This window comes from Streptacidiphilus sp. P02-A3a (genome assembly GCF_014084105.1).
Taxonomy (GTDB): domain Bacteria; phylum Actinomycetota; class Actinomycetes; order Streptomycetales; family Streptomycetaceae; genus Streptacidiphilus.
Window position 1 is genome coordinate 4,905,190 of sequence record NZ_CP048289.1, and the last position, 24,494, is coordinate 4,929,683.

Below are 24,494 nucleotides of genomic sequence, written 5' to 3' on the forward strand. Positions count from 1 at the left end.
CCCTCATGGGAACTCACGGGATGTCGCACAGCTGCGGCGTTGGGGCGGCGGGGCGGCGGGGGTCCCCTGCCGCCCCGCGGTCCGTCGCCGCGCCGGGGTCAGTCCCGGGCCGCCTGGGTGTGCCGCAGTCGCTCCCGCAGGTCGGGGCGCAGGAAGGCGGCGGGCGAGGCGATGGACAGTCCCCCGTCGACCGGGAGCACGGCCCCGGTGACGAAGTCGGCCGCGGCCAGGTAGAGCACGGCTTCGGCGACGTCGGCGGGGCGGCCGACCCGGCCCAGCGGGTAGCCCTCGGTGACCTGGGGCAGGTCGGCGTTGCCGATCATGCCCGGGGCGACCGCGTTGACCCGGATCCCGCGCCCGCCGTAGTCCAGGGCGAGCTGCCGCACCAGGCCCTCCACCGCGGCCTTGGCCGCGGAGTAGCCGGGCAGCCACGGTGCGGCCAAGGTGGCGTTGACGGAGCTGACCGCGACGATGCTGCCGCCGGGCGGCAGCAGCGGCAGGGCCGCGCGGGCGGGGAAGAACGCGGCGTGCAGGGTGTTGTCGATGGCCCGGTACCAGTCGTCGGGGGCCGCCCGGTGGGCCGCCGCCGGGGCCATCACGGCGGCGGCCAGGACCAGGACGTCCAGGCCGCCGAGTCGTTCGACGGTGCGGCGGACCGCCTCGTCGGCCCCCTGCGGGGTGCTGACGTCCAGTGGGAGGTTCTCGGTCAGGGCGGGGTCGGTGCTGTCGTCGAGGCAGACCCCGACGACCCGGTCGCCGGTCCGGGCGAAGGCCTCGGCGATCGCCCGGCCGATCGGGGAGGAGCTTCCGATCAGGAGGACTGAGCGGCTCACACGCGTTCCTTCCGCCAGGCGGGCAGCTGGATGTCGTCCAAGATCTCCGCCAGTGCCCGGGAGGTCAACGGGTCGGACTGCTGCGCCGGGAGCCGGGTGGTGCCCGAGGCGATGATCCCGCGTCGGCACAGGACCTCCTTGTGGACCGCCCAGGCCTGCCCGGGGCGCATGCCGATGTGGATCAGCGGCAGCAGCCGGGCGAAGGCCGCCCGGGCCCGGGCCCGGCGCCCGGCCGCCAGGTCGTCCAGGACCGGCCGCAGCAGGTCGCTGAACTCGCAGGCCGGCATCGTGCCGACACTGCCGTGGTCGTACTCCTCGATCAGGGACAGGGCGTTCTGGCCGCCGAGGACGGTGAGGCCGTCGGGCACGGCCGCGGTCACCGCGGCCACCTTGAGCGGGGTGGGCGGGGCCTCGACCTTGACCGAGGTGATGCCGGGTGCCCCGGCCAGGGTGGCGATCGCGGCCACGTCGATGGTGACGCCGGTGACGCCGGGGGCGTCCTGGATCATCACGCCGGCGTCGGTGGCCGCCGCGACCTCGCCGAAGAAGTCGATGACCTGCTGTCGGCCGGGTTTGACGAAGAAGGGCGGCAGCACCATCAGGTGGTCCGCTCCGCCCGCCGCGGCCTGGCGGGCCTGCTCGATGGCGACCGCGGTGCCGGTGCCGTTGACCCCGGCGACCAGCGGCAGGCCGCTGCCCGCGACGAGTCGGACCTCGCGCAGGATGACGCTCCGCTCCTGGGTGGTCAGCGCGAAGCCCTCGCTCGCCATGCCGAAGACCGCGAGGCCGTCGACCCCGGCGGCGAGCTGGAACTCGACCAGGGAGCGCAGTGAGGGGACGTCGAGTTCGCCGGAGGCGGTGAACGGTGTGGCGAGGATCGGGATCAGGCCGGTGGGTGCGCTGCTGGGCGACACGGTCAGCTCTCCTTGACGAGGCGCAGGACCGTCTCGTGGTCGATCTCGATGCCCAGGCCCGGCCCCTGGGGCAGGGTGAACCCGGCGGGCCCGGCGGCCAGCGGGGTGGTCAGGATCCGTTGGGCGTAGGGCAGCGGGGTGTGCTGGAACTCGAAGAAGGGGCAGTTCGCGGTCGCCGCGCTGACCTGCAGCGCGGCGGCCAGGGCCACGCCCAGGCCGACGGAGTGGTGGTAGGCCACCGGCAGGTGGTGCGCGTCGGCGAGGGTCGCGATCGCGACGGCCTCGGTGATGCCGGTGCGGGCCACGTCCGGCTGGGCCACGCCCAGGGCGCGCCGGGAGATCCAGTCGCGGAACTCGTAGCGGTTGCGCATGGCCTCGCCGACCGCCACCGGGGTGGTGATCCGGGAGGCGAGCTCGCGGTGGCCCTCGGTGTCCTCGGGCGCGAGCGGCGCCTCGAAGAACAGGGCGCGGCGGTGGTCGAGTTCGCGGCCCAGCTCCAGTGCCTGCGGCAGGGAGTACACCCAGTGCGCGTCCACGGCGATGCGTATCCCCGGGGCCGCTGCGGCCACCGCGTCGTAGGTGGCCAGGTCGGCGTCGATGCCGTTGCCGGCGGCGAGCTTCACCGCGGTGGCGCCCTGGGCCGCGAACGCCGCGGCCAGGTCGGCCCGGGCCTGGTCGGTGTCCCCGGGCAGGCCGGACACGTATCCCGGGATCCGGGTCCGGTAGGCGCCGCCGAGCAGTTCGGCGACCGACAGTCCGGCGGCCTTGCCGGTCAGGTCCCACAGGGCGATGTCGAGTGCGGCCAGGGCGTCGGCCTGGTGGCCGACCAGGTGGCCGCGTTCGCGCATCAGGTCGCGCATCCCGTCCCACAGCGGGCGCACCGCCCGGGGGTCGCGGCCGAGCAGCCACGGGCCGAGCAGCCGGTCGATGATCGCGGCGACCACCTCGGGGCCGACCGGTGCCAGGGCCTCGCCCCATCCCTCCAGCCCGTCGTCGGTGCTGACGCGGACCAGGACGGTCTCCATCCGCGCGGAGTAGAGGCTGCGCCAGGGCGGGCGGACGAAGTACCCGGGGTCGGCCCGCGGTGCGGTCCCGTCCGGGAGCTTCCCCAGGTAGGCCGTCTCCGCTGACTGCTTGAGGATGTGAGTCGTCACTTCTGTGATGCGCATGTGCTCTCCAGGGGTTGACTGATCGTATTATGGATGATGTCTTGCGTATATTGGAAGTGTCATCCACAACTTGGGAAGCGAAGCTACTGTGAACCTGCTCGCGGAGATAGCGGAACGCAAAGTGCTTGCGATCATCCGTGCCGACGGCCCCGAACGGGCCCTGGACTGCGTCCGTACCCTGGTCGGCGCCGGGATCACCGCCCTGGAGGTGTCGTTGACCACCCCGGGGGCCCTGGAGGCGATCGCCCGGGCGCGGGCCCAGTGCCCGCCCTCGGTCCTGGTCGGGGCCGGGACCGTGCTCACCGCCGACCAGGCCGAGGCCGCCGCCGAGGCGCGGGCCCAGTTCGCGGTCACCCCGGCGATCACCCCCGGCGCCCGGCGCAGCGTCGCCCTCGGTCTGCCGCTGCTGTGCGGGGCGCTCACCCCGACCGAGGTGCTCACCGCCCTGGACCTCGGCGCGGCGGCCGTGAAGATCTTTCCCGCCGGTGCCCACGGTCCGCACTACATCAGGGAGTTGCTCGCCCCGCTGCCGACCGCCCCGCTGGTCGCGGTGGGCGGTGTGGACGCGACGAGCGCGCCGCGGTACCTGGCGGCCGGGGCCCGCGCGGTGGCCGTCGGCTCCCCGCTGCTGGGCTCCGCGGGCCGTGGCGGCGCGCAGGCCGAGCTCGCGGACCGGGCCGCGGCCCTGCTCGCGGCGGTCGGCGCCGCCGGTGCCGTACCGGCGGGGCGCGACGCGCGGCGGGGGCCGGGCCGATGACCGACGTGCTCACCCTCGGCGAGGCGATGGTCTCGGTCCGCACCGCGGCGCCGATGCGGCTCGGCGGCGCGGCGCAGCTCTCGGTCGCCGGGTCCGAGAGCAATGTGGCGATCGGCCTCGCCCGGCTCGGCCACGACGTCTGCTGGGTCGGCGCGGTCGGCGACGACCAGCCGGGGAACCTGGTCCGCAGGACGCTGCGGGCCGAGGGGGTCGACACCCGCTTCGCGCGTGCGGCGCGGGGTGCGTTCACCGGGTTCGTCGCCTTCGACCAGCCCGCCCACGACATCACCCGGGTCAGCTACCACCGGGCCGGCTCGGCCGGGTCCACGCTGACCGCCAAGGAGTGCTCGGTGGCGCTGAGCTCCACCTTCCCGCGGCTGGTGCACCTGACCGGGATCACCCCGGCGTTGTCGCAGACCGCCCGCGAGGCGGTCCTGGCCACGGCCCGTGCCGCGCACGCGGCCGGGATCCGGGTCTCCCTGGACGTCAACTACCGCGAACGGCTGTGGCCCCGGCCGCAGGCGGCGGCGGTGCTGCGGGAACTGCTGCCGCTGCTGCACACCGTCTTCGCCTCGGCGGACGAGCTCGACCTGCTCAGCGCGGCGGCGGACCCGGTGGCCGAGCTGCTGGCGCGCGGCGTGGCGCAGGTCGTCGTCACCGCGGGCGCGGACGGGGCGCACTGCCACACGCCCGGGGGCAGCAGGTACCAGCCCGCGTTGCGGGTCGCGGTGGTGGACAGCGTCGGCGCCGGGGACGCCTTCGTCTCCGGCTACCTGTCCGGCGCCCTGGACGGGCTGACCGCCGAGGAGCGGCTGCGCCGGGCCGCCACCGCCGGGGCGTTCTGCGTCGGAGCGCACGGCGACTGGGAGGCGCTGCCGTCCAGGGCCGGCCTGGCCCTGCTCGCCCGCGGCGACGGCGCCGCCCTGCGCTGAGGCGGGGCGGCGCCGCGCCGTCCGCTCAGCGCACCCGGACCACCACGGTCGCCGAGGTCTGCTGCGGCACCCGGTGGTGGGCGTTGGGGACGGCGACGAGCTGGGAGCGGAACTGGAGCTCGCCGCGGTGCTGGGCCTTGACGGCCAGCCGCAGGCTCTCGTTCTGCTGGCTCTCGACGGCGGTGCAGCGGATCGTCTGCCAGCCGCCCTGGCCGACCCGCTCGTCTATGCACAGCTGCACCCGGGAGCCGGCGATGTCGTTCCCGCCCGACGCGCTGACCTGCACCGTGCGGCCGACCTGGACGCTGTGGCCGCTGACGCCGACGTCGACGACCGACTTGGCCGAGGCGGCCCCCGCGCCCAGCGCCAGCGCGGCCGCGGCCAGGGCCACGACCGCCGCCGCGGATCCGGTCCTTCTGCGAGTGATCCTCTTGATGGTGCCCACGCGGCTGCCTCCCTGGTGACTGGACGGTGCAGAAGTCACTGCGGCCCCTAGGACGTTCGCCGTCACCGGGGAGGTTCCGCCGGGGAGCGGAAACTTTCAGGCTTCTCCCAGGAAACACGGAGGAACCCCCCCCGGGGCGGATCTTCGCGGGGCATTGTCCGGCGTGATGATTTCCGTGGCGATTACGGGCCTCCGGTGGCTCCGACGGCCCTCCGGTAACGATTTGGCCTCGTCGGTCCAAATGCCTGCTGGTCGGACCGGGAGAGGGCTAAAACTTTCTTACCGAGATACGACCGGAACACCGGGGACGCTCTCGGCAGCGCGCACAGGATGAATTCCTCCCGCCCGGGGCGCGGCCTCGGGCGACCAGTCCGACCCAGACTTCCCTGGGGCCGGTGGTACCGCCGGATACCGCTGCTCCCCAGGGCGATCACCGATATACGGGCCGCAGCGGGCGGCCGCGCGATCACGGCGGAGAAAGTCGACACAACGACGGACGACGGCCCGATCCGGCGACGGGAATTTCCTTGATTTTTCGGTCCGCGGCACCGCCATGCCGTTTTCCCGGAATGAGGCCCGGCGATCTCCGGGGCCCCGCCGAACCCAACCCACTCGGCGGCAGAGCGAAGGAAGTCAACCCATGCGGTGTTCCACTTGTCAGCACGAGAACCCGGCCGAGGCGGGGTTCTGCGGCGAGTGCGGCGCGTCCTTGGCCGAGGCGGCGCCCGCGCCCGTTCCCACCCCTCCCCCACCGGCCGCACCCGCACCGCCCGCGCCCGCGCCCGCACCCGCGCCCGCACCCGCCGACGCGGCCGCGGGGCCCGGCGTCCCGCTGCCCGAGCAGGCCGCCCCGCCGCCGCGGGTACGGCAGCGGCCGGGGGCCGACCCGCCCGCCCCGGTGCCCTCCTGGCAGCGGCACGAGGCCACCCGGTACCTGTGCGCCGCCGTGCACCTGAACAGCGGCCTCGCCGAACTCCTGGTGGAGCAGGTGCTGGAGGAGCCGCTCCTGGGCATCGCCCGCTCCCCCGGCATCGACCTGGTGGCCGTGATGCGGCACGTGGTCGCCGCCCGCGCCCGGCACCTGCGCCGGGACGCCGCCCTGGTCGCCTCGGTGCTGCTGATGCTGGTCAGCGCGGTCGCGCAGTCGGCGTGGCTGTTCCTGCTGTTCTTCGTGCTCTCCTGGGTGGTGATCCTCACCGAGGCGTACCTGGCCCGCTGGGGCGCCACCGCGCACCGGCTGCGCCGCGGCGCCTTCACCCCGCAGGACTCCCTGCCGCGGGACTCCACGGCCGCTCGCGGTCTGACGCGGCAGCAGCTCGACCGGGTCAGGGAGTACCAGCAGGGCAACGTCACCGCCTACCGCGGCTTCGACCCCTTCGTCGGGCACGGCTGGACCCTGGACAGCTGGTCCTTCGCGCTGGACACCACCATCGCGGACGACGAGGAACAGGCGGTCGAGGACTTCACCGCCGGCGAGCTGCAGGAGTGGATCCGCGGCCGGGTGGCCGACCTCGACCTGCCCGGCCTGACCGTCGGCGACCGGCTCTTCGTCAGCGGCGCCGACGTCCACCACGACGCGCGGTTCCTGGTCGCCGTCGACCACCGCGACGACGGCCGCCCGGCCGGCGACACCGGGGTTCCCCGGCGGCCGGTGGCCCAGGTGGACGAGGAGCTGCTGGAGAGCCTGCGGGAGCGGCCCGAGGACCGGGCCAGACCCTATCTCGCGGTCGAGGTGGTGGGCTGGGGCGGGCAGTTGGTCTACACCCTGTTCCTGCGGCTCCACCGTTCGGCCAGCCACCTGTTCGTGGAGGCCAACCACACCCTGCTGCCACCGCTGCACTGGGCCTACTACGAGGTCGACGACCTGCTGCTGCGGCCGTCCGTCCGCCAACTGCTGGGCCTGGCGGTGGCCAGCGGCGTGCGCTGGCCGGGCATGGTGCTGCTGTGCGTGCCGCGGACCGCCCGGCAGCTCTTCGCCGGTCCTCGGCAGCGGCGCCGCCAGCGCCGCCAGATGAAGTCCATCAAGGAGCAGTTCACCTTCGACCACGGCGCCCGGATCAGCGTCCGCGAAGCGGCCAGCGACCTGCGTTCGCGGGTGCCGCAGCGCTTCCCGTCACTGGGACCGCTGGAGCCGGTACTGGCTCCGGTGCTCCGCGCGGTCCTGGGGCTCTTCCTGGACAACGGGGGCCGGACCCTCGGCTACCACCGCTACTTCCAGGTCCTGGACAAGGAGATGTACGCCAAGGTCGCGGAGAAGCGGATCTTCGACGCCCTGGCCGAGTTCCTGGAGGACAGGAACATCGACGCCGGCGAGCTCCGCCGCCGGGTGGAGACGATCATCAACAACAGCCTGAGCATCGGCGACAACAACAGCTTCAACGGCGTGGCGCTGAGCGTGGGCCGCGGCGCCGCGTCCACGGCCACCTCCGGCAAGCCGTCCAACTGAGCGCGCGGCAAAGGAAATCAACAAGGGGAAACGAAATGACGGACAGTCAGTTACCGGGTGGGGAAGGCGACGACGCGGAGAACGAGCCGGACGCGGGAGCGAACCGGGCGCGCCGCCGCGGGCGGCGCGGCGGCGGCGACATCACCATCGGGGGGAACAGCACCCTCACCGGGGTCGCCATCGCCTCCGGGGACTCCTCCCGCGCCTCGGCCCACGCGGCCGGAGCAGCAGCGGAACCGGCCAGGCCCGCGACCCGCGCCGAACTCCACCGGTTCCTGACCGACCTGCTGGCCCAACTCCGTTCCACCGAGGAGGAGTTGGCCGACCGACCGGCGGCGGTGGAAGTCACCGAGGAGCTGGTGGCCGAGACCTCCGGAACGCACCCCGACCGCTACCGCCTGCGGGGAATGCTGGCCGCGCTGCAAGCGGCCGTCGGCGGGGCCACCAGCCTGACCGGAGCGGTGACCGTCCTGGTCGAAGCGGTCAAGCGGCTGTTCGGGATTGCCTGAGACCGGAGCCGGGGGCGGCTACCGGGGGGAGGTACGGCCAGAGATGACGACGTGTCAGTACTGCCGGGCGCCACTGAGCAGCGCCGCGACCCGGTTCTGCACCCGCTGCGGCGCCCCGGTCGCAGCGGTACCGGCGGCCTCGGAGCCGGAGCCGGGGCCGGAACCAGAGCCGGAGCCGGGGCCGGAGCCGGGGCCGGAACCAGAGCCGGAGCCGGGGCCGGGGCCGGGGCCGGTTTCGGGCTCGGAGCAGGAGACGGTGACGATCCGGCACGAGCCAGGGGCCGCCGTGCCCGCGCCGCCGGGGTTCGGTCCGCCGACCGGCGGACCGCCCGAACCCGACGGCCCCGATCCCGACCCCGGCTTCGACCCCGGCTTCGACCCCGATCCCGATCACGGCCGGGCGGACGCCCGGCGCCGCCGGACGCTGATCGCGGTGGGCGTGCTGCTGGCGCTGGTACTGGCCGCGGGCCTGGCGGTGCTGCTCAGCCGGGGGACGTCCGGCCGTACCCCGGCGCACCGCCCGGGGGCATCCGGCAGCGGCACGCACGCCGCGCCCACGGCCGGTTCCCCGGCCGCCGCGCCCACCGACTCGGCGCCGGGGACCGGCGCACCCTCCCCCACCCCGCCCTCGCCCTCACCCTCGCCGTCGCCGAGCGCCTCGGCGTCGGCGAGCGCCTCGCCGACCGATCCGGCCGGCGTGGTCACGGCCTACTACAACGACATCAACCAGCACGACTACCAGGCGGCCTGGCAGCTGGGCGGCGACCACCTCGGGGAGCCGTACTCCAGCTTCGTCTCCGGCTTCCGCGACACCACCCAGGACACCGTCGCCGTCACCGGCGTCAGCGGGGACACGGTGACGGTGACCCTGGTGGCGCGGAACTCCGACGGCAGCACGGCCGACTACAGCGGCGACTACACCGTGCGCGACGGGGTGATCACCGGCGCGAGCCTGGAGTCCACGGGCTGACCCGCCAGCGGCGCCCCACCCCGCGCGACCTGCGCGTCGCCGCCGTTCTGCCGGTGGCGAATCTGCCGCGGGCAGAGCAACCACCTCCGCGGTCCTCCCAGGGGCAAGAGTGGAGTCAACGGCGTTCCTGCCTCGACAAGGAGACCCGATGACTCCACTGACCACCCTCCAACCCCGCGCGGAGGAGGGCGACACCGCGCCCAGCCGCTTCGACGACCACCTCGCGGCCCAACTGCTCGCCCAGCGGATCGTGCTCCTCGGCACCCAGGTCGACGAGGTGTCGGCCAACCGGGTGTGCGCGCAACTGCTGCTGCTGTCGGCGGAGGACCCGCACACCGACATCAACCTGTACATCAACAGCCCCGGCGGCTCGGTCACCGCGGGCCTCGCCATCTACGACACCATGCGGCTCATCCCGAACGACGTCTCGACGCTGGCGATGGGGATGGCCGCCAGCATGGGCCAGTTCCTGCTCACCGTGGGGACCTCCGGCAAGCGCTTCGCGCTGCCCAACGCGCGGGTCATGATGCACCAGCCCTCGGCGGGCATCGGCGGCACCACCGCGGACATCGAGATCCAGGCGCAGAACCTCCAGTTCACCAAGAAGGCCATCGAGAAGATCACCGCCGAGCACACCGGCCAGAGCGAGGAGACGATCACCCGGGACGGCGACCGGGACCGCTGGTTCACGGCCGAACAGGCCAAGGAGTACGGAATCGTGGACCGGGTGGTGGAGTCGCTCGCCAGCATCCGCCCGACCACCTCGCGTCCTCGGATGGGGTTGTGACATGGGCTCCTACACTGTTCCCTACGTCATCGAACGCACCGCGCAGGGCGAACGGTCCTACGACGTCTTCAGCCGGTTGCTCAACGAGCGGATCATCTTCCTCGGCACCGAGATCGACGACGGCGTCGCCAACGTGGTCATCGCGCAACTCCTGCACCTGGAGTCGGCCGGCCCCGAGCAGGAGATCTCGATCTACCTCAACTCGCCCGGCGGCTCGTTCACCTCACTGATGGCGATCTACGACACGATGACGTTCGTGCAGGCGCCGATCTCCACGTTCTGCGTCGGCCAGGCGGCGTCCACCGCCGCGGTGCTGCTGGCCGGCGGGGATCCCGGACGGCGGTTCGTGTTGCAGCACGCGCGGGTACTGCTCGGCCAACCGGCCAGCAACGGCCGCCGGGGAATGGTCTCCGACCTCAGCCTCGCCGCCAAGGAGATGGTCCGCGTCCGCTCCCAGGTGGAGGAGATCCTGTCCCGGCACACGCATCACGACACGGCGACGCTGCGCGCGGACATGGACCGGGACAAGGTGCTCACCGCCGACGAGGCCGTCAGCTACGGGCTCGCCGACGAGGTACTGCGCCGCCGCCTCGCGTTCGCCTGACCCCGCGCGACCGGGCCCCGAGGCCCGCCGGTACAACGGCGCCGCGCCCCGTTGTACCGGCGCCGGCCGCTCAGGCCACGAGGCACAGGCCGTCGTACCGCGCCGTGGGCGCCGTGCGCTCCCGGTCCCGGACCACCCGGTCGCGGACCACCCGGTCGCGGACCACCCGGCCGCGGGAGTGCTGGGCCAGCTCGTCCTGGGCGAGCGAGAGCAGGTCGCCCAGGCCGAGGCCGAGGGCCTGGGCGGCGGCGGCGAGCACCTCGGAGGAGGCCTCCTTGCGCCCGCGCTCCAGCTCCGACAGGTACGGCATCGAGATCCGGGCCGCCTGCGCGACGTCCTTGAGCGTGCGCTCCTGGGCGAGCCGCTCGCGCCGCAGCGCGCCGCCGACCAGGTGGCGCCACAACGGCTCCCTCGGCCGGGGGGCCGGGGGCGTTCCCCTCGGCCGCTGCGGAACGCGGGGCGCCCCCTCGGAGCCGGGCGGCTGGGCCGCCGGGCGCAGCGGGATGACGCGGGCTTCGTTCGGCGCAGGAGTGCTCACCCCTCCAGCCTAGGGATCCGCGGCGCCCGGGGAAGGGAGCGGCGCTCTGCCCTGGGCGAAGCCACGGGCCGAAGGACACCCGCGTTCGACAAATGAACGCAGCGCGACACCTTGACGGTGCATCAGCGAGATGACTTGATATGACCCGGCGTCACACAAGGCCACCACCAAGAGAGTTGATGCGTCGACTCTCCCGGCCGACGCCGCCCCCCTTTCATCCACCCCATGAAGGGCCTGATGCGCTTGAGATTGGGAGCGCTCCCATTCAGCTTCGGATCCCGTAGGTCCACGAAGGAGGAGTCCCGTTATGTCCGAGTCCCTGTCCCGAAGGCGGTTCGCCACCGCGGTCAGCGGCGCGCTGATGGCCGTGGCCGCCGCGCCCTCCATCGCCAGAGCCGCGGCGGCGGGCGGCGCCGCGTCGGGCGCCGCGAGCGCGACGACCGCGACGGACGCGTACACCCAGCAGTTCCTGACCCAGTACAACAAGATCAAGAATCCGGCGAACGGCTACTTCAGCGCGGCCGGGATCCCGTACCACAGCGTGGAGACGCTGATCGTCGAGGCCCCGGACTACGGGCACCAGACGACCTCGGAGGCGTTCAGTTTCTGGATGTGGCTGGAGGCCACCTACGGCCGGGTGACCGGGGACTGGACGGCGTTCAACAACGCGTGGACCACCGCCGAGCACTACATCATCCCCACGCACACCGACCAGCCGACCAACAGCTCGTACAACCCGAGCTCACCGGCGACGTACGCCCCGGAGTGGCCCTCCCCCAGCGACTACCCCAGTGCCCTCAACACCTCGGTCCCGGTGGGCCAGGACCCGCTGGCCAACGAGCTGACGTCGACCTACGGCACCGCGGACGTCTACGGCATGCACTGGCTGCTGGACGTCGACAACAAGTACGGCTACGGCAACACGCCCGGCACCGGCGCGGAGGCCGGGCCCAGCGCGAGCGGGCCGTCGTACATCAACAGCTACCAGCGCGGCTCCGCCGAGTCGGTGTGGCTGACGATCCCGCAGCCCACCACCGACCTGTTCAACTACGGTGGCCCGAACGGGTACCTGGACCTGTTCGTGGCGCAGAGCGGCGCGTACTCGAAGCAGTGGAAGTACACCGACGCCCCGGACGCCGACTCCCGCGCGGTGCAGGCCGCGTACTGGGCCTACCGCTGGGCCTCGGCCCAGGGCGCCGAGGGCCAGATCGCCGCCTCGGTGGCGAAGGCCGCCAAGATGGGCGACTACCTGCGGTACGCGTTCTTCGACAAGTACTTCAAGCAGATCGGCGACTGCGTCAACGCCAGTAGCTGCGCCGCTGGTACCGGCCGCAGCTCCGAGCACTACCTGCTGTCGTGGTACTACGCCTGGGGCGGGGCCGAGGCCGGCGGCGGCTGGGCCTGGCGGATCGGCGACGGCGCCTCGCACCAGGGGTACCAGAACCCGCTGGCCGCCTGGGCGCTGTCCACCGTGGCCACGCTGACCCCGCAGTCCCCGACCGCGCAGAGCGACTGGTCGGGCAGCCTGACCCGGCAGTTGGAGTTCTACCAGTGGCTCCAGTCGGCCGAGGGCGCCATGGCCGGCGGCTGCACCAACAGCTGGGAGGGGCAGTACGCCACCCCGCCCGCGGGCACCTCGACCTTCTACGGCATGGCCTACGACTGGGAGCCGGTCTACCACGACCCGCCGAGCAACAACTGGTTCGGCTTCCAGGCGTGGTCGATGGAGCGCGTCGCGGAGTACTACTACGTGACCGGCGACGCCAGGGCCAAGGCGCTGCTGGACAAGTGGGTGGCCTGGGCCGTCTCGCAGACCACGGTCACCGCGACGAACTTCCAGATCCCGTCCACGCTCGGCTGGTCCGGCCAGCCGGACACCTGGAACCCGACCACCCCGGGGGCCAACTCCGGGCTGCACGTCTCGGTGGTCGACTACGGCAACGACGTCGGTGTCGCGGCGGCGTACGCCAAGACCCTGATGTACTACTCGGCCAAGTCAGGTGACACGGCGTCAGGAGCCTTGGCGAAGAGCCTGCTCGACGTGATGGCGACGTTCGCGGACACCATCGGCATCTCGGTTCCGGAGACCCGCACCGACTACAGCTCGTTCGGCGCCACGGTGTACGTGCCGACCGGCTGGTCGGGCAAGATGCCGAACGGCGACGCGATCGTGCCCGGGGCCACCTTCACCTCCATCCGCTCCTGGTACAAGAGCGACCCGAACTGGTCGCAGGTGCAGACCTACCTGAACGGCGGGGCCGCGCCCGTCTTCACGTACCACCGCTTCTGGGCGCAGGCGGACATCGCCATGGCCTACGCGGTGTACGGCGAGCTGTTCGAGGGCGCGGGCACCGGTCCGACGGCGACCCCGCCGACGGTGCCGACCGGTCTGGCGGCCTCGAACGTGACGAGCACCTCGGTGACCCTCACCTGGACCGCGTCCACCGACTCGGCCAGCAGTGTGGCGGGCTACACCGTGTACCGGGGCTCGACCAAGGTCGGCCTGACCACCGGCACCTCGTACACCGACACCGGGCTGACGCCCGCCACCGGCTACTCGTACACGGTCACCGCCCAGGACCCGGCGGGCGACACCTCGGCGGCCTCCGCCGCGCTGTCGGTCACCACCTCGGCCGCGCCCGCCGGCGGCAGCTGCACGGCTGTCTACAGCGTCAGCAGCGACTGGGGCAGCGGCTTCAACGGCAACGTCACCATCACCAACAACGGCACCACCGCCACCAAGACCTGGAAGGTCACCTGGACCTGGCCGGGCAACCAGACCATCAGCAACATGTGGAACGCCGGCTACACCCAGACCGGTACCTCGGTCACCGCCACCAGCATGACCTACAACAACGCCATCGCCCCGGGTGCCAGCACCAGCTTCGGCTTCGGCGCCACGTACACCGGCACCAACACCGCCCCGACGGTGACCGTCACCTCCACCTGACCGGCCCCTCGCGCGTGCGCCCGGGTCCGTCGCCCGGGCGCACGCGCACGCCCGCCCGCACCTCCGCCCGCCCGCCCAGTCCGCCCAGTCCGCCCGAGGAAAGGACACCACGGTGTCAGTCCACGCACGCCTGCGGCACCGCCTGTTGGCGGTGGCCGCCGCACTCGCGGCAGTCGCGCTCCTGCTGACCGCGCTGAGCGCCCGAGCGGGCGCGACCGGCGGCGGCCTCAAGTCCCTCGCCGAGGCGAAGGGCATCTACTTCGGCACCGCGCTGACCCAGGGCAACCTGGGCGTCCCCGCGCTCACCGCCGTCGCCGCCGCCCAGTTCGACATGGTCACCCCCGGCAACGAGATGAAGTGGGACACCACCGAACCCTCCGACGGGAGCTACGACTTCGCCCCCGGCGACCAGATCGTCTCCTACGCCCAGGCGAACGGCATGCGGGTGCGCGGGCACAACCTGGTGTGGGACAGCCAGCTGCCGTCCTGGGTGTCCAGCCTGCCCAGCGCCCAGGTGCAGTCCGCGATGGAGGGCCACATCACCACCGAGGTCACCCACTACCGGGGCCAGGTCTACTCCTGGGACGTGGTCAACGAGCCCTTCAACGACGACGGCACCCTCAAGCAGGACGTCTTCTTCAACGCGATGGGCAGCGGCTACATCGCCGACGCCCTGCGGACCGCCCACGCCGCGGACCCCGGCGCCAAGCTCTACCTGAACGACTACAACATCGAGGGGGAGAACGCCAAGAGCGACGCGATGTACACCCTGGTGCGGTCGCTCAAGGCGCAGGGCGTGCCGATCGACGGCGTCGGTTTCGAGAGCCACTTCATCCTCGGGCAGGTGCCGTCGACGATGGCGGCGAACCTGGAGCGCTTCACCGCGCTGGGCGTGGACGTCGCCGTCACCGAGCTCGACGACCGCATCCCGCTCCCGGCCACCAGCGCCGACCTGGCCCAGCAGGCCGACGACTACGCCGCCGTGGTCCAGGACTGCCTGGCCGTCAGCGGCTGCGTCGGGGTCTCCCAGTGGGGGGTCGGCGACGCCGACTCCTGGATCCCGGGCACCTTCCCCGGCTACGGCGCGGCCACCATGTTCGACAGCGACTACCAGCCCAAGCCCGCGTACGGCGCCGTCGTCGCCGCCCTGGGCGGCTCCGCCACCGGCCCCTCCGCCTCCGCGTCGGCCTCCGCCCCGCCTTCCGCTTCCGGGTCCCCCGGCGCTCCTGCGGGCGGCTGCCAGGTGGCCGACTCGGTCGACGCCTGGAACACCGGGATGACCGAGAACATCACCCTGACCAACACCGGCGCCACCACCCTCGGCGCCTGGTCCCTGGTCTTCACCCTGGGCGGCGGACAGGCCGTCAGCTCCACCTGGAACGCGGCCATCAGCCCGAGTACCGGGCAGGTCACCGCCACCAACCTCAGCTACAACGGGACCCTCGCCCCGGGTGCCTCCGCCAGTTTCGGTTTCCAGGCCACCCAGACCGGCGACTTCGCGGCACCCGCCTCGTTCAGCCTGGGCGGCGTCAGCTGCGTCGGCTGAGCGCAACGCGGCCGACGGCTGCGGCCGTCAGGTCGCCGCCGGTGCGGCCGTGGCCCGGTCGGCCTGGGGGTCCTCGCCGTAGAGCTCGCTGATCAGGTCGACGCCGGTGACGATCCCCAGAAAGGCGTCGAGGCCGGCGAGCTGGCCGGTCCTGGGCTCAGGGGGGCGGTTGGTCGGGTCGCTCGGTGCTCAGGTACTGCTCGATCCGGCGCTGGTTCCCGACCAGACGCAGGCACAGGTTGATCTGGCCCCGGACGGACCGGCGGTCGTGTGGGTCCTGGACCCGCCGCACAAGCTGGTCGCGCTCCAGCGTGTCGACCACTCCGGTGACGTTGCGCGAACTCACCCCGCCGGCGTGGGCGATCTCACCGGTGGCCAGACCGGACCGCGTGGCGGCGCTCAACCGTACGAGGACGTCCCGTGCCCCCGCGCTCATGCCGCGTCCCTGCGTCCCGTGGGAGCGGAGCCGGTCCACTGCCTGCGCGGCCGACCGGACGGCCGCGGCCGCCTCCAGCGGGAGCGTACCGCCGCCGGGCGCGAACAGGCTCATCGACGCCCGGACGCCGGGGTCGACAGCAGGCCGTCGCTGTCGTCGGCCAGCGCTCCCGAAATTTTATGTACGTGCTTCACCATGAGGCAGTGCCTTACTTTACCGAGGGCTCCCCCGCCAGGGGTGGCGGAGCTCAGCGGGCCCGGGCCGCCCACGGTCCTTCGGCCGGGCCGCCCAGCCAGGCGGAGAGCGGGCCGGGCATCCAGCGGGCCTTGTACAGGCTCGCCCCCTCGACGCGCTGACGGCCGTCGGGCGCGTGGAAGTCGATGGTGGACGTGCACCAGGGGCACGGGTTGTCCGTCACCGGGGCCACCGTCAGGACCTGGCCGGTGAGCGGGTCGTCGCCGACGCTCTTGACCCCCGGTCCGTCGATGTCCTGCTGCCCGAGGTAGGCGGTGAAGTCGGCGCCGGTGACGGAGTACTGGTAGACGTGGCCCACGGTGGTGACCCACAGCCGGTCGCCGTCGTCCGCGCGCACCGACAGGTCGTGGCCGCCGGGGGCGGGCAGCTCCACCGCCAGGACGGTCGTCAGCCGCGGATCGTCCGGCGCGCCGCCGACGTCCAACGCGACCAGCAGGCGGTCCCCCAGCGCCCACAGCACCTGACGGACGGCGTCCCACTGCAGGCCGTGCGCCCCGGGCAGGTCGAACTGGGCGCAGCGGGTCGCCCGCGGGCCCTGGGAGGCGGCGTAGAGGCGGACGAATCCGGCCTCGCTGGCCGCGATCGCGACGTTGCCGTCCGGCAGGAGTTCCAGTGTGTGGACGTTTCCGCTGGTGGCGGTGGACCAGTAGGCGCGGCCGGTGGGGTAGGGGACGACGGCGGCCAGGCCCGCGGAGGCGCAGGTGAGCAGCCACTGCCGGCCGTTGCTGAGGCGGTACTTCGCTTCGCTGACCAGCCGCCAGGTGTCCTTGGGGGCGAGGTGGTCCAGGCTGCTGTCGCCGGTCGGCGACCAGGACCACAGGGCCGCCTGTCGCGCCGAGCGGCGTTGGGGCGCGTCGCCGTCCAGCCAGCTGGGGTCGTTCGGGTCCAGTACCAGGACCCGCTCGCTGGCCTGGTCGGCGGCCAGGAGCAGGCTCAGGGTCGGTAGGGGGCCGTCGTCGCGGGGCTGCCGCGGGCGGCGGGTGGCGGCGGGCGGCGGGGCGGGTACGGTGGCGGCGCCCAGCGCCGCCGCCGTGGCGGTCAGGACGTCGCGCCTGCTCGGAGCCGGGGGGAACGCGGTGTCGGGGCCCATGGGGTCATTTCACACGATGGGGCGGTCCGGGGCCGTGGTTGACGCCGGGTCGGCGGCGGGGTGTTCGGGCAGGGTGACCGCCCGCAGGTAGGCCTCGGCGAACAGTTCGCTGACCTCGGCCGGGGATGGCGGGGCGGCGCCGAGTACGGGTTCCAGGACCGGGCGCGTCAGGATGTGGGTGACCATCGGGCCCGCCAGGAGCTGGAACAGGACCGGCAGGGGCAGTGGTCGGATCCGGCCCGCCCGCACGTGCGGTTGCAGGACGTGGGCGAGGCTGTCGGTCAGGCGTGGCAGGTACGCGCGCATGGTGTGCGCGGCGGGGCCGTCCGGTCGGCTGAAGAGGTCCGCGAAGATCGCCGGGAGGACCCGCGGTTCGCGGTCGAGTGCGGTGGTCATGGTCCGGTAGAGCCTTCGCACGGTGTCGTCCAGGTGCTCGGGCGGGTCGGCGGCCAGAGCCTGTTTGTGGTTCGGATCTTTCGGTGGTGGTCGTTGCTGGTAGAACTCGGGTGTGGCGCGTTTTGATGTGACGGATGCCGAATGGGCTCTGATCGAGCCTCTGCTGCCGGTGGCGGCCACGGGGCCGTTGCCCCGGCGGGTGCGGGACCAGTTCAACGGGGTGATCTGGCGTTTTCGCAACGGGGCTGGCTGGCGTGATGTCCCGGAGCGGTACGGGCCGTGGTCCACGGTGTACTCCCGGTTCAACCACTGGGCCAGGGCCGGGGTGTTCCAGGGGCTGATGGACGCGTTGATCGCCGAGGCGGCCGGGCGTGGCCTGGTCGGACTGGAGTTGGTGAGCGTGGACTCCACGGTCGTGCGCGCGCACCAGGACTCAGCGGGCCTGGCTGTCGCCGGGGAGACCCTGGACGCCCTCGAACAGGCACTGACCGAGGAAAAAGGGGCTCCGCTTCCGCGTCAGCCGCCGGTGTGGCGGGTGGTGCGACACAGCCCGAGACGGATGAGGCCGGTGCAGGCCAGGCGGGACGGATCGTGCCGCAACGCGACGTCGTCGCAGAGCCCGAGCGAAGGCCGCCGGACTCGGCCGGTCCCGGGGTGGCCTGAGCAGCAAGGTCCATGCCGCGGTCGACTCCGCCGGGCTCCCTCTGGTCTTCGTCCTGACACCCGGTCAGTCGGGAGACTGCCCGCAGTTCCGGACCGTGCTGGAGAAGGTCAGGGTCCCGGGGCCGGTCGGCCGCCCGCGCACCCGCCCGGACGCGGTCGCCGCCGACAAGGCCTACTCCTCTAAGGCCAACCGGTCCTACCTGCGCAAACGAGGCATCAAGGCCGTCATCCCGGAAAAGCGCGACCAGGCCGCCAACCGCAAGAAGAAGGGCAGCAGGGGCGGCCGGCCCGTCAGCCACGACACCGAGCTCTACAAACAGAGGAACACCGTCGAACGTTGCGTCCAGAAGCTCAAGACCTGGCGGGGCGTGGCGACTCGCTACGACAAGAGCCCGGAAAGCTTCGAGGCTGGACTCCACCTCCGAGGCTCGATCATGTGGCTGAAGCGCCTCACCGCAACCACATGATCCGAACCCCGAACAGCTCCTACCTGCGCCGCGAGCTGGCGGCCCTGCTCGGCATGACCCAGAAGGCCATGCGCACCGCGTTGCGCGTGTCCTTCGCCAAGGTCGCCGAGTACCAAAAGCGCGGCCTGGTCCACTTCCACGCTGTGATCCGCCTCGACGGACCCGACGGCAGCAACACGCCCCCGCCGCGCGAGGCCACCACAAGCGTGCTCACCATGGCTATTCAAGGCCGCCGCCCACCGCGGTGGTCCTGGCCGTGAACTAGACGCCGTCGGGGACCGGAAATCGTCTGGGGCGAACAGGTCGACGTCCGCACCATCGCCGCCTTCGGCACCGACGCCAAGCTCACCGACCACGCCGTGGCGGCGTACGCCGCCACGTACGCCACCAAGTCCGCCGACGACTCCGGCGCCCTGGACCGCTCCCTGTTCTGCGCCCCCTGCAACGGGCGCGGGATGGCCGTGTCCGCACAGACCGGTGTACCGGTGGAGTGCCGGGCCTGCTCGGGCACCGGCCAGTCCCGCCCGCTGCCCCGCCTGGCCGTGGAACGACACGTGCGGCAGATGATCCGTACCTGCTGGGACCTGGGCCAGCGACCGGAGTTCGCCGACCTCAAGCTCTGGAAGTGGGCGCACATGCTCGGCTTCCGGGGCCACTTCTCCACCAAGTCCCGGTTCTACTCGGTCACCCTCGGCGCACTGCGCGACGCCCGCCGGACCTGGCGCACCGATCAGGCACGCGCACGCGCCGACCTGCCCGACCTCGACCCGACAACGACCCTGGTCGTCGGCCACTGGGCCTACCACGGGTCGGGTTACAGCCCCGGCGAGGAACTCCTCGCCGCCACCGTCCGGCACGACCGCGCCCACCAACGACAGTTCCAGCACGAAGGCGGGGACCGCCCATGACCGCGCCCGCCCCGGAGGAACTGCTGACAGTCCCGCAGGTCATGGCCCGCCTCCAACTCGGCCGCTCCGCTGTCTACGACCTCCTGCGCACCCGGCAACTCGGCTCCATCACCCTCGGCCGCGCCCGCCGCATCCCCGCACTCGCCCTCACCGACTTCATCCGCACCCGACTCGAACAGGACGCCACCTGATGACCACACCCCAGGGCACCCCCGCCTCCCGCCGCAGCCGAGCCAACGGAGACGGCACCATCTACCAGCGCCAGGACGGCCGCTGGGAAGCCGCCGGATACGTCCTCGCCGCAGGCGACACCCGCAAGCGCATCCGCGTCTACGGCACCACCCGCAAAGAGGCCCTGGCCAAGTTCACCGACAAGATCGCCACCAGCAACCGCGGCGTCCCCGTACCCTCCGCACAAGGCAGCCTGGGCGCCTACCTGACGTACTGGCTGGAGAACGTCGCCGTCCACTACCTCCGCGAGAACACCCACACCCGCTACCCCGCCTGCGCCAACCAGTACCTCATCCCCGGCCTGGGCAAGAAGAAGCTCGCCAAACTCACCGCCAAGGACGTCCGCTCCTGGCTCAACGACCTGCGCACCGTCTGCCAGTGCTGCGCACGCGGCACCGACGCCAGCCGCAACCCCCAAGCCCAGACCAGCCGCCGCCCCCGCTGCTGCGCCATCGGGAAGTGCTGCCACAAGCGGCTGTCCCCGCTGACCCTGGCCTACGTGCACTCCATGCTCAAGTCCGCCCTGGAGCACGCCGTCCGCGAAGAGGAGATCCCGCGCAACGTGGCCCGCAACGTCCGCATGGGCACCCCCCGACCCCTCCGCTTCGAACCCCTCACCGCCGAGGAGGCTCGTGCGTTCCTTGCCGCCACGAACGGGCACCGGCTGAGCGCGCTGTTCGAGCTCGCCCTCCGCACCGGACTGCGCAAGGGCGAACTCCTCGGCCTGCGATGGGAGGACCTCGACCTGGCCGGCGGATCCGCCAGCATCCGCCGCACCTTGCAGCGCACTAACTCCAGCGGCCTTGTCGCCCTGCCCACCAAGACCCAGAGCTCGGAACGGCGCATCGCCCTGCCCACCGAGTGCCTGCGCTCCCTCGAACAGCACCGCGACCGGCAGCGTCAGGACCGCGAGGCGGCGGGGGCGGGCTGGAAGGCGAGCGGCTACGTCTTCACCCGACCCGACGGCAACCCGATCAAAGGAGCCACCCTCACCCGACACTTCAACACCCTGCTCCGCCGAGCCACCCTCCGCCGCATCCGCTTCCACGACCTCCGGCACTCGGCGGCCACTCTCCTCCTGGAACAGGGCGTCGAACTCGTCGTCATCAAGGAACTCCTCGGCCACGCCCACATCGGCGTGACCGCGACGGTGTACGCCCACGTCCGACTCCGCCTCCAACGCGACGCCATCAACCTCCTCGGCAACGCCCTCCGCAACTCCAACGAGACCGCCACCCGACCCGACGACGGCGACGAACCACCACTTTGGGCAGCACCCGTCCGCTGACGTTGCCGTCAACTACTGCCGTCAGAGGCCCCAGCGGCCCCACCGGAGCACTTCCGGTGGGGCTCCACTTTCTATCGACAGCGTTTCGCCAGGGTATTACAGAGCCGAGATCAGACTCCCGCAGACGCTTCCCGCTCCCATTCCATCACTGGCCTCAGCAGTGGGCCTACAAAAGTGCGAGCCCCACAGAGATAGAAAGTCCACCTCTTCGCAGGCCAGCCGCGACATGACAGTCCGTCGGAGTTCGTGGTTATGCGCTGACATCCGTGCTTGTTACCGTCACCGCTGCCGTCGGAGGCCTGAATCATACAGTGGAGGATAGCCACTCTCGTTTCGGCCTTGCAATTACGCGCGACTAGTTGCGAGTTGCGGAGCCATCCTTAGGGGAAGTACTTACTCCGATGCATCCGATTACTTTAAGCGGGTCCGGGTCAAGGAAGAGCTGAAAGTAATACCCCCCCGTTCACGATCATTAACAAAGGAGACCAGGAGACCCTGCTCACCCCTTTCAGCGAGAGTTGCCAGGCATTCCGGGAACCCGACCGTCAACTTGCCACGCCTCTGCAAGTTTCTCTTCCGCGCCCCAGTGATTCCCAGAAGTTCTACTGCTAGGACCGGCTTGATCCAGAGATCAAAGTTCGCCCCGGAGATTAGCGCACGCTTGGCCAGGACGCTAGCTTCAGAATTAAGCTCAAATGCGGCTAGCAATTCATCCCTAGATGCGCTGTGAATTTCATCGTGCATCTCATTCCCTTATAATACTTAGCCAAGTCATTCCAGAGTCAAAACTAACTTCTTCAGCGTAAATTTCTCCCACAATAAGATGTTCATCCTCGTCATAATCATATTCGCTGCCGTGAATTTGGATATTTCTCGATGGCCCGATTTCGGGGTCTATGCCCGCTTCCCTGATGCGCATTATAACGCCAAGTTCACCAGTCGGCTCATCGTTCAGATATTGGGCGCCTTCATTGGCCCTCTCGATATCATGCGTCCAAGACGTGAAGGGGGAATCCGTTTGGTTTCCACCCACATGGGCCCTGATACCCGAGGGTCCACCACGAGGAACCGCCCGACCTTCAGCGGCGGCGTCATAAGCACGGTGCCCATTGGCCACACCGCGATACAGGTAGCCATCGCCGGTACCGCAACCGCTATCGGTGTTGTGTACCAGGACGGGGACGGTCCCCGCCATCACATAGTACGTGTGGCACGGCGGCCTGCTCTACCTGCTTCTTCGCATGTCAGCGGTGTTTTGACGGTCTGTCGGGGTCCGTGGTTGTGCGCTGGCGTGCGTGGTTGTTGCCGTCACTACTGCCGTCAGAGGTATAGACCATTTGACCTCAATGACGTCAGCACGACCGCCCTCGGTGAGGTGTTGGCGCTCGGGGGCCTCACTTCCACTCTCCGGGTTCTGCGCGGAGGGTGGCACGGGTGGTCCGCTCGTAGGTCGCGTGGCCGGTCTGCGCGCAGTGCGCGGCGATCCAGCGGGTCAGTTCCTCGGGGGTGTGCATCTGGCCGGAGGCGGCCCCACAGTCCTGCTCCTCTCCGGTGACACAGACCGCCTCGACGGTCGGCAGCGCCATCGCGTCCAGGACAGTGGAGACGGTGTACTCGCGGAACCGGTAGCGAGTAGTCGTGCCCATCAGCGCGCTCCCTGCTGGTCAGAGCCGTTGGCCTCGGCTGTGTCCGACGGGTCGGGGATGCGCTGCCCGCGTGAGTCCGCGACCCTGAGCGCGTCCGACAGGGCCTCGGTCAGCCGACAGGCCAGCCACCGGTACTCGACGTCCGTCAGCGCCCGCGCTCCGGGGGCCAAGACGCCCCGGGCGTGGTCCAGCAGTTCCTGCCCCATGGTGAGCTGGATCTCTTCGATGCCGTCGGCGAGCGACGCCAGGTAGCCCCCGCCGTCGGTGCTCAGGTAGCAGGGGAGCCCGTCCGGGGTGGCCCATGGCAGCAGGCGTAGTTCCTCCGCTGCGGGCCCCGCCGTGCTCGCGTCGAACAGGTGTGTCGCCTCCTCGGCCATGCTGCTGTCCCTTCCTCGGTTCGGCTCTATCGATCCAGGGTCTCGTTGGCCTGAACCTTTCGGAGTAGCCAGCGTGTCTGCCTGACTGTCTGCCAAGCTGGCCAGGTGGCGCGGGAATCGGTCGGGGAGCTGGTACGGCGGCTGCGGCTGGCGCGTGGTTGGAGTCAACAGCGGCTGGCCGACGCACTGGCCCAAGCTGCCCCCGGCAGGGTTCCGCCAACGCGCAACGACGTGTCCCGCTGGGAGATCGGCACCCGGTCCCCGCGCGAATGGCTGCCCTTTCTCGCCCTGGTGCTGGAGGTCCCGCGCGAACTGCTGGAGGCAGCCAAGGCCGTCCCACCGGCCGAGCCCGCCCCACGCGTGCTGACGGTGGCCGACTTCCTGCCCGAGGGCGACCCGCTGGCCCCGCTGGCTGTCAGGACCGGCCGGCGGATCGGAGCCGGGCAGGTCGCCGACCTGACCCAGCGAGTCCACGGCCTGCGCCTGGCCGACGACGTGGTCTACGGCAAGGACCTGATCGCCCCGGCACTGAGGGAACTGCGCGCGGCGGTCACGCTCTACCGCCAGGGCACCCACACCGAGCAGGTGGGCCGTGAACTTCTACGGGCTATTGGCGAGTTGGCGCAGATCGCCGGTTGGGTCGCCTCCGACGCGGGCGAGCACGCCGAGGCGGAGCGGATCTACCGGCTCGGAATCAGTGCCGCCCGAGCCGCCGGGGACGGCGTCCTGTCGGGCAACGTCGCGGGCTCGCTGGCCTACCAGTGGAGCAACACCGGACGCCCCAGCGATGCCGTCGACCTGGCTTCCGCTGCCGTGGAGGAGGCCGGTCCCGATGCTCCGGCGAAGGCCCGCGCCCTGCACTTGGACCGGGTGGCTTGGGCGCACACCCGCGCCGGTCAGGACCGATCGGCGATGACCGCGCTCGGGGAGGCGAGCGAGGCCCTGGGACAGGACTCGGCCGGTACCGAGTCGCCGTCATATCTGTATTGGATGGACGCCGGGGAACTGTAGGTCATGGAGGCCCGCGTCTACACCGAGCTGCACCGGCCGCTGCGCGCGGTGCCGCTGCTGACGGACGTCCTGGGGCGGTACGACGCCAGTCACGCGAGGGAGTTGGCTCTGTACTTGTCCTGGCTGGCCGTGGCCTACGCCGACGCGAACGAACCCGAGGCCGCAGCCGGGACCGCTGCCCGGATGCTCGCCCTGGGGCAGAGCGGCAGCGAACGCACCACCGAGCGCACACGGATCGTGCTTGACCGGCTGCGGGCGTTCCGCGACGTTCCCGAAGTCGCCGGGCTGCTGGCGTCCTGATCGTCCCGATCACGTGGGGGGGCGAG

The 24,494-nt window shown here is 71.6% G+C and carries 24 protein-coding genes and 2 pseudogenes; 15 read left to right on the forward strand and 11 right to left on the reverse strand.

Annotated elements, in window-relative coordinates; genetic code table 11:
* Window positions 1–98: 98 nt before the first annotated feature.
* The 3 genes from GXP74_RS21340 to GXP74_RS21350 are packed head-to-tail and all read right to left on the reverse strand — an operon-like array spanning window position 99 to window position 2,916.
* Window positions 99–833, reverse strand: coding sequence for an SDR family NAD(P)-dependent oxidoreductase (locus tag GXP74_RS21340; RefSeq protein ID WP_182452800.1), 735 nt, complete (start codon window positions 831–833; stop codon window positions 99–101).
* Window positions 830–1,747: a dihydrodipicolinate synthase family protein gene (locus GXP74_RS21345; protein ID WP_182452799.1), complete on the reverse strand. Its 918-nt coding sequence runs from the start codon at window positions 1,745–1,747 to the stop codon at window positions 830–832. Before GXP74_RS21345 ends, GXP74_RS21340 begins: the two co-directional genes overlap by 4 nt.
* Before the next feature lie 2 nt (window positions 1,748–1,749).
* Complete coding sequence (locus GXP74_RS21350) at window positions 1,750–2,916, reverse strand: mandelate racemase/muconate lactonizing enzyme family protein (RefSeq protein ID WP_182452798.1); 1,167 nt, start codon at window positions 2,914–2,916, stop codon at window positions 1,750–1,752.
* Between the two features lie 88 nt (window positions 2,917–3,004).
* Here GXP74_RS21350 and GXP74_RS21355 point away from each other — a divergent pair, with 88 nt between their 5' ends.
* Together GXP74_RS21355 and GXP74_RS21360 are read left to right on the forward strand one after the other, a co-directional pair.
* Window positions 3,005–3,673, forward strand: coding sequence for a bifunctional 4-hydroxy-2-oxoglutarate aldolase/2-dehydro-3-deoxy-phosphogluconate aldolase (locus GXP74_RS21355; RefSeq protein WP_182452797.1), 669 nt, complete (start codon window positions 3,005–3,007; stop codon window positions 3,671–3,673).
* Window positions 3,670–4,605: a sugar kinase gene (locus GXP74_RS21360; protein ID WP_182452796.1), complete on the forward strand. Its 936-nt coding sequence runs from the start codon at window positions 3,670–3,672 to the stop codon at window positions 4,603–4,605. Before GXP74_RS21355 ends, GXP74_RS21360 begins: the two co-directional genes overlap by 4 nt.
* A 25-nt stretch (window positions 4,606–4,630) precedes the next feature.
* Here the strand turns inward: GXP74_RS21360 and GXP74_RS21365 are convergent, their stop codons facing one another.
* Window positions 4,631–5,050 carry a hypothetical protein gene (locus tag GXP74_RS21365; RefSeq protein ID WP_182452795.1) on the reverse strand — a complete coding sequence of 140 codons (420 nt, stop codon included), beginning with the start codon at window positions 5,048–5,050 and terminating at the stop codon, window positions 4,631–4,633.
* A 640-nt stretch (window positions 5,051–5,690) separates the two neighbouring features.
* Between GXP74_RS21365 and GXP74_RS40715 the strand changes: the two genes are divergently transcribed.
* From GXP74_RS40715 to GXP74_RS21390, 5 genes are all read left to right on the forward strand, one after another.
* On the forward strand, window positions 5,691–7,496 hold the full coding sequence (locus GXP74_RS40715) for a zinc ribbon domain-containing protein (protein ID WP_225448055.1): 1,806 nt from the start codon (window positions 5,691–5,693) through the stop codon (window positions 7,494–7,496).
* A 35-nt stretch (window positions 7,497–7,531) separates the two neighbouring features.
* Entirely contained in the window at window positions 7,532–8,005 is a 474-nt protein-coding gene (locus GXP74_RS21375; RefSeq protein ID WP_182452794.1) for a DUF5955 family protein, read from the forward strand.
* A gap of 256 nt (window positions 8,006–8,261) precedes the next feature.
* Window positions 8,262–8,975: a hypothetical protein gene (locus tag GXP74_RS21380; RefSeq protein ID WP_182452793.1), complete on the forward strand. Its 714-nt coding sequence runs from the start codon at window positions 8,262–8,264 to the stop codon at window positions 8,973–8,975.
* 148 nt (window positions 8,976–9,123) lie between these two features.
* The gene (locus tag GXP74_RS21385) at window positions 9,124–9,762 is read left to right on the forward strand and encodes an ATP-dependent Clp protease proteolytic subunit (protein WP_182452792.1); all 639 of its coding nucleotides are present in this window, start codon (window positions 9,124–9,126) and stop codon (window positions 9,760–9,762) included.
* Between the two features lies 1 nt (window position 9,763).
* Window positions 9,764–10,366: a ClpP family protease gene (locus tag GXP74_RS21390; protein ID WP_182452791.1), complete on the forward strand. Its 603-nt coding sequence runs from the start codon at window positions 9,764–9,766 to the stop codon at window positions 10,364–10,366.
* A 70-nt stretch (window positions 10,367–10,436) separates the two neighbouring features.
* On the opposite strand, the gene GXP74_RS21395 is transcribed toward GXP74_RS21390, so the two are convergent.
* Entirely contained in the window at window positions 10,437–10,904 is a 468-nt protein-coding gene (locus GXP74_RS21395) for a helix-turn-helix domain-containing protein (RefSeq protein ID WP_182452790.1), read from the reverse strand.
* Between the two features lie 307 nt (window positions 10,905–11,211).
* Here GXP74_RS21395 and GXP74_RS21400 point away from each other — a divergent pair, with 307 nt between their 5' ends.
* Complete coding sequence (locus tag GXP74_RS21400) at window positions 11,212–13,854, forward strand: glycoside hydrolase family 48 protein (RefSeq protein WP_182452789.1); 2,643 nt, start codon at window positions 11,212–11,214, stop codon at window positions 13,852–13,854.
* Window positions 13,855–13,966: 112 nt separating this feature from the next.
* Window positions 13,967–15,400: an endo-1,4-beta-xylanase gene (locus GXP74_RS21405; RefSeq protein ID WP_182452788.1), complete on the forward strand. Its 1,434-nt coding sequence runs from the start codon at window positions 13,967–13,969 to the stop codon at window positions 15,398–15,400.
* Between the two features lie 157 nt (window positions 15,401–15,557).
* Here the strand turns inward: GXP74_RS21405 and GXP74_RS21410 are convergent, their stop codons facing one another.
* The 3 genes from GXP74_RS21410 to GXP74_RS21420 form a co-directional block, all read right to left on the reverse strand.
* The gene (locus GXP74_RS21410) at window positions 15,558–15,950 is read right to left on the reverse strand and encodes a MarR family transcriptional regulator (protein WP_182452787.1); all 393 of its coding nucleotides are present in this window, start codon (window positions 15,948–15,950) and stop codon (window positions 15,558–15,560) included.
* A gap of 133 nt (window positions 15,951–16,083) precedes the next feature.
* A complete protein-coding gene (locus tag GXP74_RS21415; RefSeq protein ID WP_182452786.1) occupies window positions 16,084–17,181 on the reverse strand; it encodes a DUF6528 family protein in 1,098 nt (365 codons plus the stop codon).
* A gap of 9 nt (window positions 17,182–17,190) precedes the next feature.
* Window positions 17,191–17,577, reverse strand: a complete 387-nt coding sequence (locus GXP74_RS21420; RefSeq protein ID WP_182452785.1) for a hypothetical protein — start codon at window positions 17,575–17,577, stop codon at window positions 17,191–17,193.
* Window positions 17,578–17,689: 112 nt separating this feature from the next.
* Between GXP74_RS21420 and GXP74_RS21425 the strand changes: the two are divergent.
* The 4 genes and pseudogenes from GXP74_RS21425 (at window position 17,690) to GXP74_RS21445 (ending at window position 21,134) form a co-directional block, all read left to right on the forward strand.
* Window positions 17,690–18,707 (forward strand): annotated as a pseudogene (locus GXP74_RS21425) (IS5 family transposase).
* A 68-nt stretch (window positions 18,708–18,775) separates the two neighbouring features.
* Window positions 18,776–19,615 (forward strand): annotated as a pseudogene (locus tag GXP74_RS40725) (replication initiator).
* On the forward strand, window positions 19,612–19,806 hold the full coding sequence (locus GXP74_RS21440) for a helix-turn-helix domain-containing protein (protein WP_182452782.1): 195 nt from the start codon (window positions 19,612–19,614) through the stop codon (window positions 19,804–19,806). Before GXP74_RS40725 ends, GXP74_RS21440 begins: the two are co-directional and overlap by 4 nt.
* Window positions 19,806–21,134 carry a site-specific integrase gene (locus tag GXP74_RS21445; RefSeq protein WP_182452781.1) on the forward strand — a complete coding sequence of 443 codons (1,329 nt, stop codon included), beginning with the start codon at window positions 19,806–19,808 and terminating at the stop codon, window positions 21,132–21,134. Before GXP74_RS21440 ends, GXP74_RS21445 begins: the two co-directional genes overlap by 1 nt.
* A gap of 745 nt (window positions 21,135–21,879) precedes the next feature.
* Here the strand turns inward: GXP74_RS21445 and GXP74_RS21450 are convergent.
* The 3 genes from GXP74_RS21450 to GXP74_RS21460 form a co-directional block, all read right to left on the reverse strand.
* Window positions 21,880–22,167, reverse strand: a complete 288-nt coding sequence (locus GXP74_RS21450; protein WP_182452780.1) for a hypothetical protein — start codon at window positions 22,165–22,167, stop codon at window positions 21,880–21,882.
* Between the two features lie 361 nt (window positions 22,168–22,528).
* Window positions 22,529–22,780 (reverse strand): hypothetical protein, encoded by a 252-nt coding sequence (locus GXP74_RS21455; RefSeq protein ID WP_182452779.1) that lies wholly within the window; start codon window positions 22,778–22,780, stop codon window positions 22,529–22,531.
* Complete coding sequence (locus tag GXP74_RS21460) at window positions 22,780–23,157, reverse strand: hypothetical protein (RefSeq protein WP_182452778.1); 378 nt, start codon at window positions 23,155–23,157, stop codon at window positions 22,780–22,782. Before GXP74_RS21460 ends, GXP74_RS21455 begins: the two co-directional genes overlap by 1 nt.
* A gap of 105 nt (window positions 23,158–23,262) precedes the next feature.
* On the opposite strand from GXP74_RS21460, the gene GXP74_RS21465 reads away from it, so the two are divergent.
* Both GXP74_RS21465 and GXP74_RS40730 read left to right on the forward strand, forming a co-directional pair.
* Window positions 23,263–24,168, forward strand: coding sequence for a helix-turn-helix domain-containing protein (locus GXP74_RS21465; protein WP_225448054.1), 906 nt, complete (start codon window positions 23,263–23,265; stop codon window positions 24,166–24,168).
* A gap of 3 nt (window positions 24,169–24,171) precedes the next feature.
* Window positions 24,172–24,468 (forward strand): hypothetical protein, encoded by a 297-nt coding sequence (locus GXP74_RS40730; protein WP_225448053.1) that lies wholly within the window; start codon window positions 24,172–24,174, stop codon window positions 24,466–24,468.
* The last annotated feature ends 26 nt before the right edge of the window (window positions 24,469–24,494 follow it).

Coding starts and splice junctions, on each gene's coding strand:
- GXP74_RS21445 (WP_182452781.1), top strand. CDS start 19,806: ATGACCACACCCCAGGGCACCCCCGCCTCCCGCCGCAGCCGAGCCAAC.
- GXP74_RS21460 (WP_182452778.1), bottom strand. CDS start 23,157: ATGGCCGAGGAGGCGACACACCTGTTCGACGCGAGCACGGCGGGGCCC.
- GXP74_RS21410 (WP_182452787.1), bottom strand. CDS start 15,950: ATGAGCCTGTTCGCGCCCGGCGGCGGTACGCTCCCGCTGGAGGCGGCC.
- GXP74_RS21420 (WP_182452785.1), bottom strand. CDS start 17,577: ATGACCACCGCACTCGACCGCGAACCGCGGGTCCTCCCGGCGATCTTC.
- GXP74_RS21415 (WP_182452786.1), bottom strand. CDS start 17,181: ATGGGCCCCGACACCGCGTTCCCCCCGGCTCCGAGCAGGCGCGACGTC.
- GXP74_RS21400 (WP_182452789.1), top strand. CDS start 11,212: ATGTCCGAGTCCCTGTCCCGAAGGCGGTTCGCCACCGCGGTCAGCGGC.
- GXP74_RS21360 (WP_182452796.1), top strand. CDS start 3,670: ATGACCGACGTGCTCACCCTCGGCGAGGCGATGGTCTCGGTCCGCACC.
- GXP74_RS21375 (WP_182452794.1), top strand. CDS start 7,532: ATGACGGACAGTCAGTTACCGGGTGGGGAAGGCGACGACGCGGAGAAC.
- GXP74_RS21455 (WP_182452779.1), bottom strand. CDS start 22,780: ATGGGCACGACTACTCGCTACCGGTTCCGCGAGTACACCGTCTCCACT.
- GXP74_RS40730 (WP_225448053.1), top strand. CDS start 24,172: ATGGAGGCCCGCGTCTACACCGAGCTGCACCGGCCGCTGCGCGCGGTG.
- GXP74_RS21385 (WP_182452792.1), top strand. CDS start 9,124: ATGACTCCACTGACCACCCTCCAACCCCGCGCGGAGGAGGGCGACACC.
- GXP74_RS21390 (WP_182452791.1), top strand. CDS start 9,764: ATGGGCTCCTACACTGTTCCCTACGTCATCGAACGCACCGCGCAGGGC.
- GXP74_RS21350 (WP_182452798.1), bottom strand. CDS start 2,916: ATGCGCATCACAGAAGTGACGACTCACATCCTCAAGCAGTCAGCGGAG.
- GXP74_RS40715 (WP_225448055.1), top strand. CDS start 5,691: ATGCGGTGTTCCACTTGTCAGCACGAGAACCCGGCCGAGGCGGGGTTC.
- GXP74_RS21440 (WP_182452782.1), top strand. CDS start 19,612: ATGACCGCGCCCGCCCCGGAGGAACTGCTGACAGTCCCGCAGGTCATG.